Origin of the sequence: Streptomyces sp. NPDC058664 (assembly GCF_042716635.1) — a bacterium.
Lineage (GTDB): Bacteria > Actinomycetota > Actinomycetes > Streptomycetales > Streptomycetaceae > Streptomyces.
Genome location: NZ_JBHXRW010000033.1, coordinates 32,786 through 49,401, shown reverse-complemented (window position 1 = coordinate 49,401; position 16,616 = coordinate 32,786). Strand labels below are relative to the sequence as shown.

Here is a 16,616-nt window from a genome sequence, read left to right as displayed (position 1 = left end):
TACCAGTTTTCCGGACCCAGAGCTTCCGGCCTCCTCACAGCCCTACGCTACGAGCCTCCGCGCGGCACCGGAAATGTCGATTGCGCTGCGGTTATGCTCCGGACGCATGAGCATCGAGCTACGCCACCTCCGCTGCTTCCTCGCCATCGCCGAGGAATCCAGCCTCACCAGGGCGGCCACCCGGCTCCACCTCACCCAACCCGCCGTCTCCCGCACCCTCGCCGCCCTGGAACAGCACCTCGGCGCCCGGCTCGTCGACCGCTCCACCCACCACCTCGCCCTCACCGCCGAGGGCCGCGCCTTCCAGGACCGGGCCGCGGCCGCCCTCGCCGCCTTCGACGCCGCCGTCGACCCGGCGCGGCTGCGCCACCGCCCGCTGCGCCTCGGACACGCCTGGTCGGCCTTCGGCCCGTACACCACTCCCCTGCTCCGGCGCTGGCAGCACGAACACCCCGAGACCCCGCTCGAACTCCTCCGCGTCGACGACCGCACGGCCGGCCTCACCCGGGGCGAGGTGGACGCGGCCCTGCTCAGGGGACCGGTCGACGCGCCGGGCCTGGTCACCGAGGAGCTCACCACGGAGGAACGGGTCGCGGCCGTGCCCTCCGACAGCCCGCTCGCCGACCGGGCGGGGCTCACCCTCGACGACCTGGCCGGCAAAGCCGTCGTCCTCAACACCGTCTCCGGTACGACCACCCTCACGCTCTGGCCGCCCACCGCCCGCCCGGCGGCCACCGTCACCGTCGCCAACACCGACGACTGGCTCACCGCGATCGCGGCGGGCCGGGGCGTCGGCGTCTCGTCCGCGTCCACGGCGGCCCTGCACCCGCACCCGGGCGTCAGCTACCGCCCGCTGCCCGACGCGCCGCCGCTGCCGGTGGTCCTGGCGTGGCGGGACGCGTTCCCGCACCCGGCGACGGGCGCGCTGGTCGCGATGGCACGGGAGATCGTGAGCGGGGGCTGAGGCGACTACCGGGGCCGGGGCCCGAGCGCGTCCCACTCCTCGCGGAGGATGCCGTACGTCACCGAGTCACGCCACGCGCCCCGGACGAACACGTGCCCCCGGATCAGCCCCTCCTCGGTGAAACCGGCCGCGAGCAGGGTCCGCGCCGAGGCGGTGTTGAGCGGCGCCCGGGCGGCCCACACCCGGTGGAGGTCCAGTTCGCCGAAGGCCAGGTCGAGCAGAAGGCCCACGGTCTCCCGCCCGTACCCGACGCCCCAGGACTCCGGCCGCAGCGCGAACCCCACGGTCGCGGCCCGCTGCTGATGCGGATCGACCGCGAGCCGCCCGAACCCGACGAGCACGCCGGTGGCGAGCTCGACGACACCGAGGGCGTACTCGTCGCGGGGAAGGACCCGGGCCGACGCGATCGACCGCTCGACGATCCCCCGGACCTCGGGCAGGGAGCGGGGCGTGAAGCTGAGGTGCTCGGTCGCGGCCTCGGAGCCGTAGATGCCGTGGACGGCCGGTACGTCACCGTCCTCCAGCTCACGGAGTACGAGCCGGGCGTGCGGAGATGGAGACGGGGCAGGGCGTCCCATCCGCCGAGCGTATCCGGACTCCCCCTGAGCCCGAAGCGGATGTCGTTCCGCCGCTCGTCGGTGAGGGCGTCACCGCAGCAGGAACAGAGGGAGGCCGGAAGGAACTCGGGCCTGCGGGCGCGGGGAAGCGGGCTTCCCGGGCTTCGTCTCACAGCATGCGGTGGAGAAGCCGGTCACGGTCGAGGAGCTGATGCTTGAGGACCAGGGCGACATGACCGGCGAGCGCGGTGAGGAAGAGGATCTGGGCCGCCACGTGCACCCACAGGAGGTCGTCGTCACCCGAGGCGAGGAGCAGCGCCCCGGTGAGGGGGACGACGAACGTCAGCACGTAGAGCACGACCTCCGTGCCATGGGCGAAGCGACGCTCGACGTGCGTGAGGGTCGGCGCCCAGGGCGGCAGGGTGGTGCGGCGCCGCCACAGCAGTCGCGTCACGCCCAGGGTGACGATGACGGCTCCCACGAGCACGTGAGCGGTCAGCAGGGCGTCCTCGCCGAAGGCTTCGTAGCCACCGCCGCGTCCACGCCCGCGCCCGGGACCTCCGCCACGGCCACGACCCCGGCCGCGCCCGGATTCCGAAGCGTCCAGCGCGTATCCCAGAACGAACTGGACGGCGAACGCGACCACGACGCTCCAGTGGAGGACCTTCGTGAAAGGCCGGTATCCAGGACCAGTTTCCATTCCCCCATCACAACCCACACCGGCGCCCGCCACCCCGCACCGCGCCCCACCGCCGGAAGGGGCACCGTCCCCCTCACCCCTCAGAGACCCCCCGCTCCCGCGTCCAGCCCCTCCGCCAGTACTTCCGCCAGATGCCGGGCCCGGGTCCCCGTCAGGTCTCCGATCTGCGTCCTGCACGAGAAGCCGTCCGCCAGGACGGTCGCCCCTTCCGGGGCCGAGCGGAGTGCCGGAAGGAGCTGGTCCTCCGCGCACGCCACCGAGACCTCGTAGTGGCCCGGTTCGAAGCCGAAGTTGCCCGCCAGGCCGCAGCAGCCGCCCGCCGGTTCGCCCGTCAGGCCCGCCCGTTCCCTCAGTCGGCGGTCGGCCGCTTCGCCCAGGACCGCGTGCTGGTGGCAGTGGGTCTGGCCGGTGACCGGGCGGTCCAGGCGCGGCGGTTCCCAGTGCGGCGCCAGGGTTTCGAGCGCCTCGGCGAAGGTGTGGACCGACGCCGCCAGGCGCGCCGCCCTCGGGTCGTCCGGGAGCAGTTCCGGCAGGTCGGTGCGGAGGGCCGCCGCGCAGGAGGGTTCCAGTACCACCACCGGCCCCTCGGTCCCCTCCAGCACGTCCAAGGTCCGCCGCATGACCTTCCGTGCCGCCCCCAGTTGCCCCGTCGACACGTACGTGAGCCCGCAGCAGACCCTGCCCTCCGGCAGCGCCACCCCCAACCCCGCCGCCTCCAGGACGTGGACCGCCGCCCTGCCCACCTCCGGGGCCAGGTGGTTCGTGAAGGTGTCCGGCCACAGGGTCAGCGTCGGCGGGCGGTTCGAGGCGCGTTCGGCGAACCAGGACACGAAGGACCGTCCCGCCACCCTCGGCATGGTCCGCTCCGGCGTCACCCCCGCGAGCCTCGCCGCGAACGGCAGCCCCATCGCCACGTTCAGCCCCCGCCCGAAACGCGCCAGCCATCCCGGGAGGTGTCCCATCGTCCAGTGCGAGCGCGGTCGGCGCAGCCGGCCGACCGGTCCCGCGTAGTGCCGGTCCAGGAACTCCGCCTTGTACGCGGCCATGTCGACGCCCACCGGGCAGTCGCTGCGGCAGCCCTTGCAGGACAGGCACAGGTCGAGGGCCTCCCGGACCTCCTCCGAGCGCCAGCCGTCCGTGATGACCTCGCCGAGCGCCATCTCGTGCAGCAGCCGCGCCCTCCCCCGCGTGGAGTGCTTCTCCTCCCCCGTCGCCCGGTAGGACGGGCACATCACCCCCGGACCCGAACTCGGCCCGTCCACCCGGCACTTGGCGACCCCGACGCACCGGGCCGCCTCCCTCCCCACCCCCACCGGTGGAAGGCCCGCGAACCGCAGCCCCTCGTCCAGCGGCTTCGGCCTCACGAGCATCCCCGGGTTGAGGACGCCGTCCGGGTCCCACACGTCCTTGACCGCGCCGAAGAGGCCGACGAGCTCCTCCCCGTACATCTTCGGCAGCAGTTCGGCCCGCGCCTGCCCGTCGCCGTGCTCCCCGGAGAGCGAGCCCCCGTGGGAGACCACCAGGTCCGCCACCGCCTCCGAGAACCGGCGGAAGTGCCGTACGCCCTTCTCCGTCCACAGGTCGAAGTCGATCCGGACGTGCACACAGCCGTCACCGAAGTGCCCGTACGGGATTCCCCGGAGACCGAAATCGGCGAGGAGCGAGCGGAACTCGCGGAGGTACGCCCCGAGGCGGGCCGGCGGCACCGCACAGTCCTCCCACCCCGGCCAGGCCTCCCCACCCCTTGCCGGTCCCCCCGGCCGGGCCTCGCCCCCCGTCCCGCCCCCGGGCAGCCGGGTCGCAGTCCCCGCCGCGTCCTCCCGGATCCGCCACAGCACCCGCTGCCCCGCCGGGTCCCGCACCACGGCCGTGTCGAGCGCGTCCGCCGCCCTCACCAGGCGCCGGGCCGCCGCCTCCCCGTCGGTCTCGCAGAACAGCCAGGCCCCGCCCCTCGGGAGCCCTTGCACGCCCTGGACGAGATCGGCCGCCATGCCCTCCACCGTCAGCGGCCCGTACGCGAGGAGTCCCGCCGCCGCCTCGGCCGCCGCGCTCTCGTCGGCGTACCCGAGGACGACGAGCACCGGCTCCGCCGGCAGCGGGACGAGCCGTACCGTCGCCTCCGTCACCACCCCGAGCGTGCCCTCGCCGCCACAGAACGAGCGGGCCACGTCCACGCCCCGCTCGGGAAGCAGCGCGTCGAGCGCGTAGCCGGAGATCCGGCGCGGGAGGCCCTCCGGGTAGCCGGTCCGCAGCAGGGCGAGGTTCCGGCCGACGAGGTCGAGGAGTCCGGGCGGCGCGCCCCGCCCGTCCCGCCCCAGCGTCAACCGCGCGCCCCGGCCGGTCACCACATCCAGCGAGCGCACGTTGTCCGCCGTGGTCCCCCAGGCGACCGAGTGCGCCCCGCAGGCGTTGTTGCCGATCATCCCGCCGAGGGTGCAGCGGCTGTGCGTCGACGGGTCGGGGCCGAAGGTCAGCCCGTACGGCCGCGCCGCCTCCCGCAGCCGGTCGAGGACGAGCCCCGGCCGGACGACGGCCGTCCGCTCCTCCGGGTCCAGGGAGACGAGCCCGGCCATGTGCCGTGTGAGGTCGAGCACGACACCGGTGCCGGTGGCCTGGCCCCCGATGGACGTACCGCCGCCGCGCGCCACGACCGGCGTCCCGTGCGCCCGGCACACCTCCAGGACGGCGGCGACGTCGTCGGCGTCGCGCGGCGCGACCGTACCGACCGGAACACGGCGGTAGTTGGAGGCGTCCATCGAGTTCAGAGCCCTGGCGGTGGCGGAGAAGTCGACGTCTCCCGCGACGGCGGCGCGCAGCTCCGCGGCAAGGCCGGACGCATGTTCCTCGTGTGTTCCCACAGGCCCAGGATGTCTCAGGGCTCGTCTCATCGGGCGGACATCCGACGACCGGCCCCTCCCCGAACCGATACTCTCCGCCTCGTGGCTGATATCCAGATTCCCGCTGACATCAAGCCCGCCGACGGCCGTTTCGGCGCGGGCCCCTCCAAGGTGCGTACGGAGGCGCTGGACGCCCTGGCCGCCACCGGCACCTCTCTCCTCGGCACGTCCCACCGCCAGGCTCCCGTGAAGAACCTGGTCGGCGAGGTACGTACCGGCATCCGTGACCTCTTCTCGCTCCCCGAGGGCTACGAGGTGATCCTGGGCAACGGCGGCTCCACCGCCTTCTGGGACGTCGCGACCCACGGTCTCATCGAGAACAAGTCGCAGCACCTCACCTTCGGCGAGTTCTCCTCCAAGTTCGCGAAGGCCGCCAAGCTGGCCCCGTGGCTGGCGGACCCGACCGTGATCTCCTCCGACCCGGGCACCCACCCGGAGCCGGTGGCCGAGGCGGGCGTCGACGTCTACGCGTACACCCACAACGAGACCTCCACCGGTGTCGCCGCCCCGATCAAGCGGGTCGCGGGCGCCGACGAGGGCGCGCTCGTCCTGGTCGACGCGACCTCCGGCGCGGGCGGCCTCCCGGTCGACATCACCGAGACGGACGTCTACTACTTCGCCCCGCAGAAGTCCTTCGCCGCCGAGGGCGGCCTGTGGCTCGCGGCCTTCTCCCCGGCCGCCCTGGAGCGGGCGAAGAAGATCCACGAGTCCGGCCGGCACGTTCCCGAGTTCTTCTCGCTGCCGACCGCGATCGACAACTCGCTGAAGAACCAGACGTACAACACCCCGGCGCTCTCGACCCTCTTCCTGCTCAACGAGCAGCTGAAGTGGATCAACGGGCAGGGCGGTCTCGACTGGGCCGTGGCCCGGACGAAGGAGTCCTCGGACGCGCTGTACGGCTGGGCCGAGGAGTCCAAGTACGCGTCGCCGTTCGTCACGGACGCGGCGAAGCGCTCGCAGGTCATCGGCACGATCGACTTCGCGGACGACATCGACGCGGCGGCGGTCGCGAAGGTGCTGCGCGCGAACGGCATCGTGGACACCGAGCCCTACCGCAAGCTGGGCCGCAACCAGCTGCGGATCGCGATGTTCCCGGCGATCGACCCGGCGGACGTGCGCGCCCTGACGGCCTGTGTCGACTACGTGATCGAGAAGCTCTGACCTTCTGCGCATCCGGAGGGCCTTCTGTACGTACAGAAGGCCCTTCGCCGTGTCCGGCGCGGCTCAACCGTCCGACTGTCAGCCGCCCGACTGGGCCTTCACGTGGTCGATCACCGCGTTGAACTCGGCGGTCGGCGAGAACTCGACGACGTCGACGTCCTCCAGGGCCTCGGGGGCGTGGCCGGGTCCCCAGTAGTAGGCCTGTCCGGCCTCGTAGATCTCCTCGCCCGAAGCGGTCCGCATCCTGATCCGGCCGTTCAGGAGGTAACCCCAGTGGGGGCACTGGCAGAGATCGCCTTCGAGTCCCTTGAGCGCCGGGGCCATGTCGGTGCCCTTGGGGAGGTGGATGAAGGCGACGCTCATGTCGCCGCCGGCCTCCTGCATACGGAAGTCCACGCCGCCGCCTTCCATGGCGACGGGGGTGTCCTCGCGAGTGAATCCGGTCATGATTCCTCCACGCCTCGTACCCGGACCTGCCCGGTCTCCTTCTCCTTCCAGTCTCGACCCGGGGGCGCGCCCGGTCGACACGGGAGGCGGGCGTCGGGAGGCGAGCGGGGCAGGGGCGGGCGTCAGCCCCGGCGGAGCAGGCGCTTGGCGCCGAAGACGAGGAGGAAGGCGCCCGCGAGGACCAGGAAGCCCACCGTGGCGTTCCCGCCCTCCCCGTCGGCGGCCGGCGACTGCGGGGACTTCGGCGCGCCCGGGGTGTCCGCCGGCTTCTCCGAGGGACGCGGCGCGGTCTCCTGCCGCTCCACCCGGACGACCTTGCTGCCCTGCCCCTCCGAGCCGAACATGAACGCCGAGCCGTCCTTCGTGTACGTCACCGACTCCGCCTGCCCCTGGAAGGGCGCCCCGACGGAAGTGCCGTCACCGTCCGGGCGGCCGTCCTTCCACGCGTACTCCCGCGCGCTGAAGTAGCCGCGCAGGACGAGCCGGCCGCCGTCCGGGGAGAAGGCGCCGTCGGTCACCCACGGGACCTCGCCGACGCGCCGGAAGACGTTCGTCCCGGACGAGGAGAGCCGCTCGGGGCCCGCGTACAGTCCGCCGCCGTCCTCGTTCTTGCTGGCGATGTACACCCGGCCGGTCTTCGGATGGACCATCAGGGCCTCGGCGTTGCGCGCTCCGTCGGCGTACTTCACGACGTACTGCCTCGCCGCCACCTTCTGGTCCTTCAGCGTCTTCGGTTCGGGGAAGCGGTAGATCCAGACGTGGTCCCAGGAGCCGTCGAGGTTGTCGCCGATGTCGCCGACGTAGATGTCGCCGTCCGGGCCGACCGCGACGGCCTCCATGTCACGGGGGGTGCCGACGCCCTGCATGGTCAGGGTCGCGACCGTCTTTCCCGTACGGGAGTCGATGCCGTAGATCAGGGGCGCGTCCTGGTCGTTGTGCGTCCAGTAGATCCCGGGGTGGGCACGGCTCGCGGCGAGGCCGCTGGACTCGGTGACGCGGGAGTCCTCGATCGTGAAGTCCTGGTCGGGCTCCTGCCCTTGGGCACGGGCATGACCGGCCGGGAGCAGCACCAGGGCCGCCGCCGCGCCGAGGGCGCACAGAGCAGTTCGCATGGTCTCAAGCCTGCCACGCGCCGGGGGAAACCCGCTTGACCAGCGGGGAAGCTGCTGCCATGGTCGCGCGCATGCCCACTTTCACCGCGCCTGACGGCACGGCACTCGCCTACCACGTCTCCGGAGCCCTCCCCCGTTCCGGCTCCCCGCTGCTCTGCCTGCCCGGCGGTCCGATGCAGGACTCCGCCTATCTCGGGGACCTGGGCGGGCTCACCGCCTTCCGGCGGCTGATCCGGCTCGACCTGCGGGGCACGGGCGCGTCGGCGGCGCCGGACGACCCGTCCTCGTACCGCTGCGACCGGCTCGTCGAGGACGTGGAGGCGCTGCGGGTCGAGCTCGGGCTCGACACCGTCGACGTCCTCGGGCACTCGGCGGGGGCGAACCTGGCCGCGCTGTACACGGCCCGGTATCCGGAGCGTGTCGGCCGGCTGGTCCTCGTGACCCCGGGCACGGCGGCGGTCGCGCTGGACACGGCCGGCGAGGAGCGGCTCGCGGCGGCGCGGCTGCGGAGCGCGGAGCCGTGGTTCGGGCCGGCGTACGCGGCCCTCGAGGAGCTGGCGGCGGGACGCGGGTCGGCCGAGACCTTCGAGGCGGTGCAGCCCTTCTTCCACGGGACGTGGGACGAAGCGGCGCGGGAGCGGGACGCGGCCACGGTGCGGCAGCGGAACGGGGAGGCGGCGGGGGTCTACGGCGGTGAGGGCGCGTTCGACGCGGCGGCCACGCGCGCGGTGTTCGCGGAGTTCGGGCGGCCGGTGCTGGTGGTGGCCGGGGAGGGGGACGTGAACACGCCGGTGCCGACGGCCGCCGCGTACGCGGAGCTGTTCCCAAAGGCCGAGCTCGCGGTCCTGGCGGGGGCCGGGCACTTCCCGTGGCACGACGACGCGAGGTGGTTCACGGAGACGGTCGACGGCTTCCTGACCTGATGACCGCATGGCCGCATGGCCGCATGGCCGCATGACCAGACGGCCGGCGGGTCCGGCCTGATGACCCGAGGCTCGTGTCCTGGATCACGTCGCAGGCCAGGGACGGCGTCCGCGATGATATGACCATGCGTTTTCTGTTCGTCGGCGACAGCATGACCATCGGACGCGCCGGCGACTGGACCTGGCGGTACCGCATGTGGCTGCACCTGGAGTCGACGCTCCCCGGCGGGTACGAGATCGTCGGCCCGCGCACCCGGCTGTACGAGCCCACCGCCGACGCCCCGGTCTCGGACGCCTACGCCGACCCCGGCTTCCCCGCCCCGGCCCGGCGCCATCTGGCCGGCTGGGGCGAGGGCTGGCTGCACATGGCGCCCGTGATCGGCGAGACGGTCACGGCGACCGGGGCGGACGTGCTGCTCGTCTCCCTCGGCCTGATAGACCTCGGTTTCTACACCGACAGCGACCAGACCCACGCCAACGTCCGGGCGTTCGTCGCGGCGGCCCGCGCCGCGAACCCCCGCGTACGGGCCGTGCTCCTGCCGGTCATACCCAACGTCCGCGCCGGGTACGACGCCCCCTTCGCCGCCGAGTGCGCCCGCTTCAACGAGCTCCTCGCGAAGGCGGTCGCCGACCTGGACACGGCCGCGTCGCCGCTGCTGCTCGCGACGGTCCCGGAGTCGTACGATCTCGGCGCCGACACCTACGACGGCACCCACCCGGGCCCCTCGGGCGAGCACAAACTGGCCGCCGCCTTCGCCGACGCGATGCACCAGGCGTGGGGCCTGGGCGGCCCGTACGGGCACGCCCGGGACCTCACGCCGCCCGGGTGAGGCGGTTCGCGAAGGTGGAGAGGGTGTACGCGCCGACGCCGAGGACGACCTCCAGGGCGTTGCGTCGGGTGTAGCCGGCCTTCTCGAAGGCGGCCAGGTCCGCGTCGCTCACCGCGCCGGAGGTGGCGAGCACCTGGAGGGTGAACGTCCGCACGGCGTCGAGGCGTTCGGGGTCCGACGCCGGGCCGAGGGCGGCCATCTTGGCGTCGTGCATGTCGACGCAGAGGTGGCACTGGTTGCGGTGGGCGACGGTCAGGATGACGGTCTCGCGGGAGTGCGGGTCGAGGGTGGTGGACTCGAAGGTCTGGCTGAGCTTCAGGAAGCCGTCGAGGGTCTCCGGCGATTCCTTGAGGAGGGCGACGGCGGCGGCGGTACGGGCGGACAGCGGTTCGGGTGCGGACAAGGCTGGTTCCCCCTGGATGGACGGTCCGGATGGACGGTCCGGACGGACGATAGAATCGACAACATGGTTGACCATGCGACAGGGGAAAACGTAAACCAGGTTGTCGACAAGGGCAAGGGGGAAACGGGCGGCGGCCCGGGATACGAACTGCCCCTGCTCCTCTTCGGCGGCTTCCGCACCCTCATCGACCGGCTCCACGCCCGCCTCGCCGCCGAAGGCCACCCCGACCTGCGCCCCGCCCACGGCTTCGCCATGCAGGCCATCGGCGTCCGGGGCGCCACCGCCAGCGACATCGGGCGGCGCCTCGGCGTCTCCAAGCAGGCCGCGGGCAAGACCGTCGACCGGCTCCTCGCCCTCGGCTACGCCCAGCGCGCCGACGACCCCACCGACGCCCGCCGCAAACTCGTCCACCTCACCCCGCGCGGCCGCGAGGCCCTCGCCCGCTCCGCCGCGGTCTTCGACGAACTGCGGGCGGAGTGGGCCGCGACCCTCGGCGCGGACCGCGTCCGGGACATCGAGACGTCCCTGCGGAACGTCGTCCCCGCGGAGACGGCGTTCCGCCTGGACGCCACCAGCTGGCTGGGCGCGCCCTGAACCACGGGATCCTCGGCGCGCCCTGAACCGGAGGACCCCCTACGGGATCACCAGGCGAAGGCCTCCGGGGAAGGACCCGGGCCCGGGAAGATCTCGTCGAGCGCGGTCAGGAGCTCCTCGCTCAGCTCGATCTCCAGCGCGCGCAGCGCGCTCGTCAGCTGCCCGGGCGTCCGCGGGCCGACGATCGGCCCCGTCACCCCCGGGCGGGTGAGCAGCCACGCGAGGGCCGTCTCCCCCGGTTCGAGGCCGTACTTGTCGAGCAGGTCCTCGTACGCCTGGAACTGCGCCCGCGCCGCCGGGTCGGCGAGCGTGGCCGCCGCGCGGCCCTCCGTACGCCGCTTGCCCTCGGTCTCCTTCCTCAGGACACCGCCGAGCAGGCCACCGTGCAGCGGCGACCAGGGGATGACCCCGAGGCCGTACTCCTGCGCGGCCGGGATCACCTCCATCTCGGCGCGCCGCTCGAACAGGTTGTAGAGGCACTGCTCGCTGACGAGGCCGACCGAGCCGCGCCGGGCGGCGGTCTCGTTGGCCTGGGCGATCTTGTAGCCGGGGAAGTTCGAGGAGCCGGCGTACAGCACCTTCCCCTGCTGGATCAGGACGTCGACCGCCTGCCAGATCTCCTCGAAGGGGGTCGCGCGGTCGATGTGGTGGAACTGGTAGACGTCGATGTAGTCGGTACCGAGGCGCTTCAGGCTGCCCTCCACCGCCCGGCGGATGTTCAGCGCGGAGAGCTTGTCGTGGTTGGGCCAGGCATCGCCGTCGGCGTCCATGTTCCCGTACACCTTGGTGGCGATGACGGTCCTGTCGCGGCGGCCGTCGCCCTTCGCGAACCAGGAACCGATGATCTCCTCGGTCCGGCCCTTGTTCTCACCCCAGCCGTACACGTTGGCGGTGTCGAAGAAGTTGAGCCCCACGTCGAGCGCCGTGTCCATGATGGCGTGACTGGTGGTTTCGTCCGTCTGGGGGCCGAAGTTCATCGTCCCGAGGACGAGTCGGCTGACCTTGAGTCCGGTGCGTCCGAGCTGCGTGTACTCCATGGGCGTCAAGCCAACTGCTTCGAGTGCGCTCGAAGCAAGGGGGTTCCCACAGTGCGGCGGACGGGGCAGGCGGGCGCCCGTCCGGGACGTCTACAGGCCGGCCACGGACGCCAGCGCGATGATCGCGAACATCAGTACGAGCACGCCGGCCATGATTCGATTACGGGTCTTCGGATCCACCCTTCGAGGTTAACCCGACCGGCCGCCCCGCCCGTCCCCGGCTCCCTCCCCGGCTCCCTCGAGGGGCCAGCCCCCGACCTTCTCGTACCGGGGCTGCTCACCCGGCACCCCGCTCACCGGCAGGTTCGAGCGGACCAGGACCAGCTCGTCCACCTGCCACCGCGTGCCCTCGAAGGCGCCGAGCTCGTCGAGGAAGGGGTGCGGGTCCACCTCGCCCGTCCGCCCACGGGCGAGCGTCAGGTGCCCCTGGTACCGGCGGTGCTCCTCCATCGGGACCCCGGCCCGGCGGGCGGCCGCGTCCGCGCGCTCGGCGAGCAGCCGCAACCCGTCCAGGTCCCCGGCGACCCCGGTCCACAGCGTGCGCCGCCCGAAGTGCCCGCCGCCGTGCAGCCGCAGCGGGAACGGCGGGGTGCGGTGCGCGGCCCTGGCGAGCCGGACGCGCAGCTCGGGCAGCAACTCCTCGTCGACCTCGCCCATGAAGGCGAGCGTGAGGTGCCAGCCGGGGCGCGAGGTCCAGCGGAGCCCCTCGGCCCCGGGCAGCCGGTGCAGGCGGTCGACGACGTGACCGAGCTCGTCGAGCCGGTCGGGGGGCGGCAGGACGGCGACGAAAAGCCTCATGGGGCGAGTGTGGCAGCGGTTAGCCTCGGCGGCATGAAGATCAGGAAGGGCGGGGCGGCGGACCTCCCCGCGATACTCGCGCTGCTCGACAGCGCCGTGGTCTGGCTCAACGGCAGGGGGATCACCGCCCAGTGGGGCACGGAGCCGTTCTCCGCACGTCCCAGGGCGGTGCGGCAGGTCGAGGAGACGGTGGAGGCGGGCGACCCGTGGATCGCCGAGGTCGACGGCGTACCGGCGGGGACGATGACGCTGACGCCGTTCCCCGGGCAGCACGTCGGACCGGCGGACGAGCCCGAGGTGTACGTACGACTGCTCGCGACGGACGCGCGGTTCCACGGGCACGGGGTGGGGGCCGCGCTCCTGGAGCACGCGGCGGCGGAGACCCGGCGGCAGGGGGTGTCGCTGCTGCGGGTGGACTGCTTCGCGGGCAGCGAGGGACGGCTCGTCGCGTACTACGAGAGCCAGGGCTTCACCCGGACGGAGACCTTCGCGGTCGGCGACTGGGCGGGCCAGGTACTGGAGCGGCGGGTCTGAGGACCCGCCGCTCCCTGACACGCGGTCGGCCGGGCAAGCGGTCAGCTGGTGAAGTACCCGGCGTCCAGCGCGATCCAGCCGGTGAACCCGCGCTCGTCGTAGATGCACAGCGAGCCGCCGGCGGTGACCTCCCAGCGGATGGTGAGGGGGCCGGTGATGTCGCCGCTGCCGGTCGTCGTGCCCACCATGCCCTGGGTGCGGACGGGGCGGAGGTACGACGGGAGCGTGAGGATCGTCTCGCCGCTGGTCCACGCGGCGGCGTCGGCGCGGGTCACCCGGAGGCGGAGGTCGACGCGGTCGCCCGTCTTGCGGTACTGCGGCCGGTAGCTGCTGGTGGCGGCGTAGACGGTCTTGTCGTACTCCAGGTCGGTCCACGGAGTGGTGCTGGTGATGCCGTAGAGGGCCATGCGTCGGTCTCCTCGGGTAGCGAAGCCGAACACGAGCTGCGGCCCGTCGGACGTTCGGCGGACGGTGATGGCTTCGGTCTCTCGATGTTCCAGGTGGAGAGCGGTGTCGTTGCGGGTCCGCTCGATCACCGCGCCGGCGGTGACGTCGTAGACGGTCCACCAGGAATCGCTGTCGGCGTCGCCCGCGTTCTGGTAGACGAAGTTCCCGTACAGACACCAGGACTGGATGCCGTACTTGCCCGGGAAGCGCGCCAGGGGGGTGAAGTCGTGGCGCTTGAAGGCGTCGAGATCGTAGACGCGGTACTCCGCGGCGCCGGACGACGACACGTGACGTACCGCGATGTGGCCGTGGTCGAGATCCAGGGACGGGGTGACGCCGGAGGTTCCCGGGACGGGGTCGAACACCTCGATGAGGTCACTCCTGGCATCGACGATGGCGTCGGGCTCGAACGCGATCCGGCCGATGTGCTTGCCGTGGGCGTTGCTTCCGAGGGCAGCGGGGTCCGCGTCGGTCTCCAGCCAGAGCCAGGCGGTGCCGTCGACGTGCTCGACGCCGAGTCCGGCGCCGTGGCCGAAACCCCTCAGGTGCATGACGGCTTGGACCGTGCCGTCGGGCGCGACCCTGTTGACGCACAGGTCGCCCCGTGCGTCGCGCGCCTCGCGACTCAGGAGAACGGTCTCGCCCTGGAGCGGGGGGATGTTGTTGCTGATGCCCTGCACGGCGTAGGCCAGGCCGGTCACCGGATCGAAGGCGACTTGCTGGTGCACCCTGGTGTACTTGAGGCGGAGCTCCCTGCCGAGCAGGCCGTCGGGCTCGACCGGCAGGCCGTCGGGCTCGGCCTTCAGGTCGAACCTGTACCCCGGAGGCAGATCGGGGCCCGGCGGGCCGGCGGCCGGCAGGGTCACGGCGACGGGCGCGACTTCGGGCGCGGTTCCGGGCAGGGCCTGCGGTACGGCCGCCCGGGCGGGACCGACGGAGGCGAGGACCGGAGCGGCGGCCATCGCGGTCAGGAGGCCGCGGCGGGTCAGCGGCATGACGGAACGGCTCCGTTCCGTCGCTGCGGCGGTCCGGCGGTGACCGCCGGAACCTTGGACGAGCCGCGGTCCGGTATGTGGGCGAAACGCTTGGTCATGGGCGTGCAAGCCCCCCTTTCAAGATCTTCACCTGCACGGTGTCGCGATCTTCGCACAGGAAAGCGAGGGGGCAGAAGGGAAGATTCGGGGACCTGCCGGAGGGCCGGGGCGGAGGCAGGACTTCCGCCCCCGCCCCGGAGGGTCAGGCCGCCGTCGCCAGCCGTTCGCGGGCCACGAAGCGGACCTGCGGGTGGCCGTGGCGCCAGGCCCAGGCGACCTTGAGGCCGCCGACCCTGGCCAGGACCAGGCCCACGACGATCGCCGCGAGGAGCGAGATCACACCGCCCGTGGCGAAGCCGACGCGGGCGCCGTACGTGTCGGTGACCCAGCCGAGGAGCGGCGCGCCGATCGGCGTACCGCCGGCGAAGACCATCATGTAGAGGCTCATCACCCGGCCCCGCATGGCGGGGTCGGTCGCCATCTGGACGGCCGAGTTCGCGGTGATGTTGACCGTGAGGCCGATCATGCCGATCGGTACGAGCAGCAGCGCGAACAGCCAGAAGGCGGGCGACAGGGCCGCCGCGATCTCCAGGACGCCGAAGACGCCGGCCGCGAGGACCAGCATCCGGAGCCGGGTCGAGCCGCGCCGGGCCGCCGCGAGGGCGCCCACCAGGGAGCCGGCCGCCATCAGGGTGTTGAGGAAGCCGTACGTGCCGGCGCCGACGTGGAAGACGTCGCCCGAGAAGGCGGTGAGCCAGATCGGGAAGTTGAACCCGAAGGTGCCGATGAAGCCGACGAGGACGATCGGCCAGATCAGGTCGGGCCGCCCGGCCACGTATCGCAGGCCCTCCCGCAGCTGGCCCTTGCCGCGCGGGGCGCGCTCCACCTTGTGGAGTTCGCTCGTCCGCATCAGCAGGAGGCTGACGAGGGGGGCGAGGAAGGACAGGCCGTTGAGGAGGAAGGCCCAGCCGCTGCCGACTCCGGCGATGAGGACACCGGCGACGGCCGGTCCGACGAGCCGCGCGGACTGGAAGTTCGCGGAGTTGAGCGAGACGGCGTTGCGGAGCTGCTCCGGGCCGACCATCTCGGCGACGTACGCCTGCCGGGTCGGGTTGTCGACGACGGTCACCATGCCGAGGAGGAAGGCGATCAGGTAGACGTGCCAGACCTGGATGTGGCCGGAGAGGGTGAGGACGGCGAGCGCGAGGCCGCAGAGGCCGAGGGCTGCCTGGCTGAAGAGCAGCAGGAGCCGTTTCGGGTAGCGGTCGGCGATGACACCGCCGTACAGGCCGAAGAGCAGCATCGGCAGGAACTGCAGGGCCGTGGTGACGCCGACGGCGGCGGCCGAGCCGGTGAGGCTCAGGACCAGCCAGTCCTGGGTGATGCGGGCCATCCACGTACCGGTGTTGGAGACGATGGCTCCGGTGAAGAACAGCCGGTAGTTGCGGATACGGAGCGAGGAGAAGGTTTCCCCCCGCCCACGGGTCTTGAGGGTGGGTTTGTGGACGGGTGCGGAGTCTGCTCCGGGTCCCGTACTCAAAGCGCGTCGCCTCCTTGGCGCATGGATTACAGGTGGGCGAGCTTCTCCAGGACCGGGGCGGCCGCGCGCAGCTTGGCCCATTCGTCCTCGTCCAGGCCTTCGGCGAGGGCGGCCAGCCAGGCGTTCCGCTTGCGGCGGGACTCTTCGAGCATGGCCTCGGCCCGCTCGGTCTGGCTGACGACCTTCTGCCGGCGGTCGTCGGGGTGCGGCTCCAGCCGGACCAGTCCCTTGGCTTCGAGCAGCGCGACGATGCGGGTCATCGACGGCGGCTGGACGTGCTCCTTGCGGGCCAGCTCGCCGGGGGTGGCGGAGCCGCAGAGCGCGAGGGTGCCGAGCACCGACATCTCGGTGGGGCTCAGCGACTCGTCGACGCGCTGGTGCTTGAGGCGTCGGCCGAGGCGCATGACGGAGGAGCGGAGTGCGTTCACGGCCGCGTCGTCGTCAGCGGTGCCGTGGGACAGGTCTGGCATGTTCGTTAGCCTAACTCATTACTCTCGCTAAGTACTAACGAGAGTGCGCCGACGTCGCACGGATCACACCCGCACGGACGACTCCTGGTGGCGCATTCGGCAGCACAGCGCCGGACGGATCACACTTCGGCATCCATGTATCACCCAAACGAGTGAGTCAGATCCAGA

17 protein-coding genes are annotated in these 16,616 nt (G+C 72.4%); 6 read left to right on the top strand and 11 right to left on the bottom strand.

Annotated features, from left to right (window positions below; genetic code table 11):
• Positions 1-106: 106 nt before the first annotated feature.
• Positions 107-964: a LysR family transcriptional regulator gene (locus ACFWUY_RS25355; protein ID WP_384113461.1), complete on the top strand. Its 858-nt coding sequence runs from the start codon at positions 107-109 to the stop codon at positions 962-964.
• Positions 965-969: 5 nt separating this feature from the next.
• Here the strand turns inward: ACFWUY_RS25355 and ACFWUY_RS25350 are convergent, their stop codons facing one another.
• The 3 genes from ACFWUY_RS25350 to ACFWUY_RS25340 all read right to left on the bottom strand — a co-directional run bounded on the left by ACFWUY_RS25350 (position 970) and on the right by ACFWUY_RS25340 (position 5,109).
• Positions 970-1,542 carry a GNAT family N-acetyltransferase gene (locus ACFWUY_RS25350; RefSeq protein ID WP_384113458.1) on the bottom strand — a complete coding sequence of 191 codons (573 nt, stop codon included), beginning with the start codon at positions 1,540-1,542 and terminating at the stop codon, positions 970-972.
• Between the two features lie 148 nt (positions 1,543-1,690).
• Positions 1,691-2,221: a cytochrome b gene (locus tag ACFWUY_RS25345; RefSeq protein WP_384113455.1), complete on the bottom strand. Its 531-nt coding sequence runs from the start codon at positions 2,219-2,221 to the stop codon at positions 1,691-1,693.
• A gap of 80 nt (positions 2,222-2,301) precedes the next feature.
• Positions 2,302-5,109, bottom strand: a complete 2,808-nt coding sequence (locus tag ACFWUY_RS25340; protein ID WP_384113451.1) for an FAD-binding and (Fe-S)-binding domain-containing protein — start codon at positions 5,107-5,109, stop codon at positions 2,302-2,304.
• A gap of 51 nt (positions 5,110-5,160) precedes the next feature.
• Here ACFWUY_RS25340 and serC point away from each other — a divergent pair, with 51 nt between their 5' ends.
• Positions 5,161-6,279, top strand: a complete 1,119-nt coding sequence (serC, locus tag ACFWUY_RS25335) for a phosphoserine transaminase (protein WP_384113445.1) — start codon at positions 5,161-5,163, stop codon at positions 6,277-6,279.
• 78 nt (positions 6,280-6,357) lie between these two features.
• Here the strand turns inward: serC and ACFWUY_RS25330 are convergent, their stop codons facing one another.
• Complete coding sequence (locus ACFWUY_RS25330; protein ID WP_384113438.1) at positions 6,358-6,726, bottom strand: hypothetical protein; 369 nt, start codon at positions 6,724-6,726, stop codon at positions 6,358-6,360.
• 122 nt (positions 6,727-6,848) lie between these two features.
• Positions 6,849-7,838 carry a WD40 repeat domain-containing protein gene (locus ACFWUY_RS25325; protein WP_384113434.1) on the bottom strand — a complete coding sequence of 330 codons (990 nt, stop codon included), beginning with the start codon at positions 7,836-7,838 and terminating at the stop codon, positions 6,849-6,851.
• Positions 7,839-7,909: 71 nt separating this feature from the next.
• On the opposite strand from ACFWUY_RS25325, the gene ACFWUY_RS25320 reads away from it, so the two are divergent.
• Entirely contained in the window at positions 7,910-8,761 is an 852-nt protein-coding gene (locus ACFWUY_RS25320; RefSeq protein WP_384113426.1) for an alpha/beta fold hydrolase, read from the top strand.
• Between the two features lie 125 nt (positions 8,762-8,886).
• Positions 8,887-9,591, top strand: coding sequence for a GDSL-type esterase/lipase family protein (locus ACFWUY_RS25315; protein ID WP_384113419.1), 705 nt, complete (start codon positions 8,887-8,889; stop codon positions 9,589-9,591).
• Here the strand turns inward: ACFWUY_RS25315 and ACFWUY_RS25310 are convergent.
• Entirely contained in the window at positions 9,575-9,994 is a 420-nt protein-coding gene (locus ACFWUY_RS25310) for a carboxymuconolactone decarboxylase family protein (RefSeq protein ID WP_384113414.1), read from the bottom strand. The two genes, ACFWUY_RS25315 and ACFWUY_RS25310, sit on opposite strands and share 17 nt — an antisense overlap.
• A 63-nt stretch (positions 9,995-10,057) precedes the next feature.
• Here ACFWUY_RS25310 and ACFWUY_RS25305 point away from each other — a divergent pair, with 63 nt between their 5' ends.
• A complete protein-coding gene (locus ACFWUY_RS25305; protein ID WP_384113411.1) occupies positions 10,058-10,588 on the top strand; it encodes a MarR family winged helix-turn-helix transcriptional regulator in 531 nt (176 codons plus the stop codon).
• 47 nt (positions 10,589-10,635) lie between these two features.
• On the opposite strand, the gene ACFWUY_RS25300 is transcribed toward ACFWUY_RS25305, so the two are convergent.
• Complete coding sequence (locus tag ACFWUY_RS25300) at positions 10,636-11,625, bottom strand: aldo/keto reductase (RefSeq protein WP_384113405.1); 990 nt, start codon at positions 11,623-11,625, stop codon at positions 10,636-10,638.
• A gap of 189 nt (positions 11,626-11,814) precedes the next feature.
• On the bottom strand, positions 11,815-12,423 hold the full coding sequence (gene thpR / locus ACFWUY_RS25295; protein ID WP_384113397.1) for an RNA 2',3'-cyclic phosphodiesterase: 609 nt from the start codon (positions 12,421-12,423) through the stop codon (positions 11,815-11,817).
• Positions 12,424-12,456: 33 nt separating this feature from the next.
• Between thpR and ACFWUY_RS25290 the strand changes: the two genes are divergently transcribed.
• Positions 12,457-12,957 carry a GNAT family N-acetyltransferase gene (locus ACFWUY_RS25290; RefSeq protein WP_384113391.1) on the top strand — a complete coding sequence of 167 codons (501 nt, stop codon included), beginning with the start codon at positions 12,457-12,459 and terminating at the stop codon, positions 12,955-12,957.
• A 41-nt stretch (positions 12,958-12,998) separates the two neighbouring features.
• Here the strand turns inward: ACFWUY_RS25290 and ACFWUY_RS25285 are convergent, their stop codons facing one another.
• The 3 genes from ACFWUY_RS25285 to ACFWUY_RS25275 form a co-directional block, all read right to left on the bottom strand.
• Positions 12,999-14,399, bottom strand: a complete 1,401-nt coding sequence (locus tag ACFWUY_RS25285) for a signaling protein (RefSeq protein WP_384113385.1) — start codon at positions 14,397-14,399, stop codon at positions 12,999-13,001.
• A 241-nt stretch (positions 14,400-14,640) separates the two neighbouring features.
• Positions 14,641-15,978, bottom strand: coding sequence for an MFS transporter (locus ACFWUY_RS25280; RefSeq protein ID WP_384113378.1), 1,338 nt, complete (start codon positions 15,976-15,978; stop codon positions 14,641-14,643).
• Between the two features lie 26 nt (positions 15,979-16,004).
• Entirely contained in the window at positions 16,005-16,448 is a 444-nt protein-coding gene (locus tag ACFWUY_RS25275; RefSeq protein ID WP_384113372.1) for a MarR family winged helix-turn-helix transcriptional regulator, read from the bottom strand.
• Positions 16,449-16,616 lie beyond the last annotated feature (168 nt).

Coding starts and splice junctions, on each gene's coding strand:
- ACFWUY_RS25305 (WP_384113411.1), top strand. CDS start 10,058: ATGGTTGACCATGCGACAGGGGAAAACGTAAACCAGGTTGTCGACAAG.
- ACFWUY_RS25290 (WP_384113391.1), top strand. CDS start 12,457: ATGAAGATCAGGAAGGGCGGGGCGGCGGACCTCCCCGCGATACTCGCG.
- ACFWUY_RS25285 (WP_384113385.1), bottom strand. CDS start 14,399: ATGCCGCTGACCCGCCGCGGCCTCCTGACCGCGATGGCCGCCGCTCCG.
- ACFWUY_RS25345 (WP_384113455.1), bottom strand. CDS start 2,221: ATGGAAACTGGTCCTGGATACCGGCCTTTCACGAAGGTCCTCCACTGG.
- thpR (WP_384113397.1), bottom strand. CDS start 12,423: ATGAGGCTTTTCGTCGCCGTCCTGCCGCCCCCCGACCGGCTCGACGAG.
- ACFWUY_RS25300 (WP_384113405.1), bottom strand. CDS start 11,625: ATGGAGTACACGCAGCTCGGACGCACCGGACTCAAGGTCAGCCGACTC.
- ACFWUY_RS25320 (WP_384113426.1), top strand. CDS start 7,910: ATGCCCACTTTCACCGCGCCTGACGGCACGGCACTCGCCTACCACGTC.
- ACFWUY_RS25330 (WP_384113438.1), bottom strand. CDS start 6,726: ATGACCGGATTCACTCGCGAGGACACCCCCGTCGCCATGGAAGGCGGC.
- ACFWUY_RS25350 (WP_384113458.1), bottom strand. CDS start 1,542: ATGGGACGCCCTGCCCCGTCTCCATCTCCGCACGCCCGGCTCGTACTC.
- ACFWUY_RS25355 (WP_384113461.1), top strand. CDS start 107: ATGAGCATCGAGCTACGCCACCTCCGCTGCTTCCTCGCCATCGCCGAG.
- ACFWUY_RS25315 (WP_384113419.1), top strand. CDS start 8,887: ATGCGTTTTCTGTTCGTCGGCGACAGCATGACCATCGGACGCGCCGGC.
- ACFWUY_RS25275 (WP_384113372.1), bottom strand. CDS start 16,448: ATGCCAGACCTGTCCCACGGCACCGCTGACGACGACGCGGCCGTGAAC.
- ACFWUY_RS25340 (WP_384113451.1), bottom strand. CDS start 5,109: ATGAGACGAGCCCTGAGACATCCTGGGCCTGTGGGAACACACGAGGAA.
- ACFWUY_RS25325 (WP_384113434.1), bottom strand. CDS start 7,838: ATGCGAACTGCTCTGTGCGCCCTCGGCGCGGCGGCGGCCCTGGTGCTG.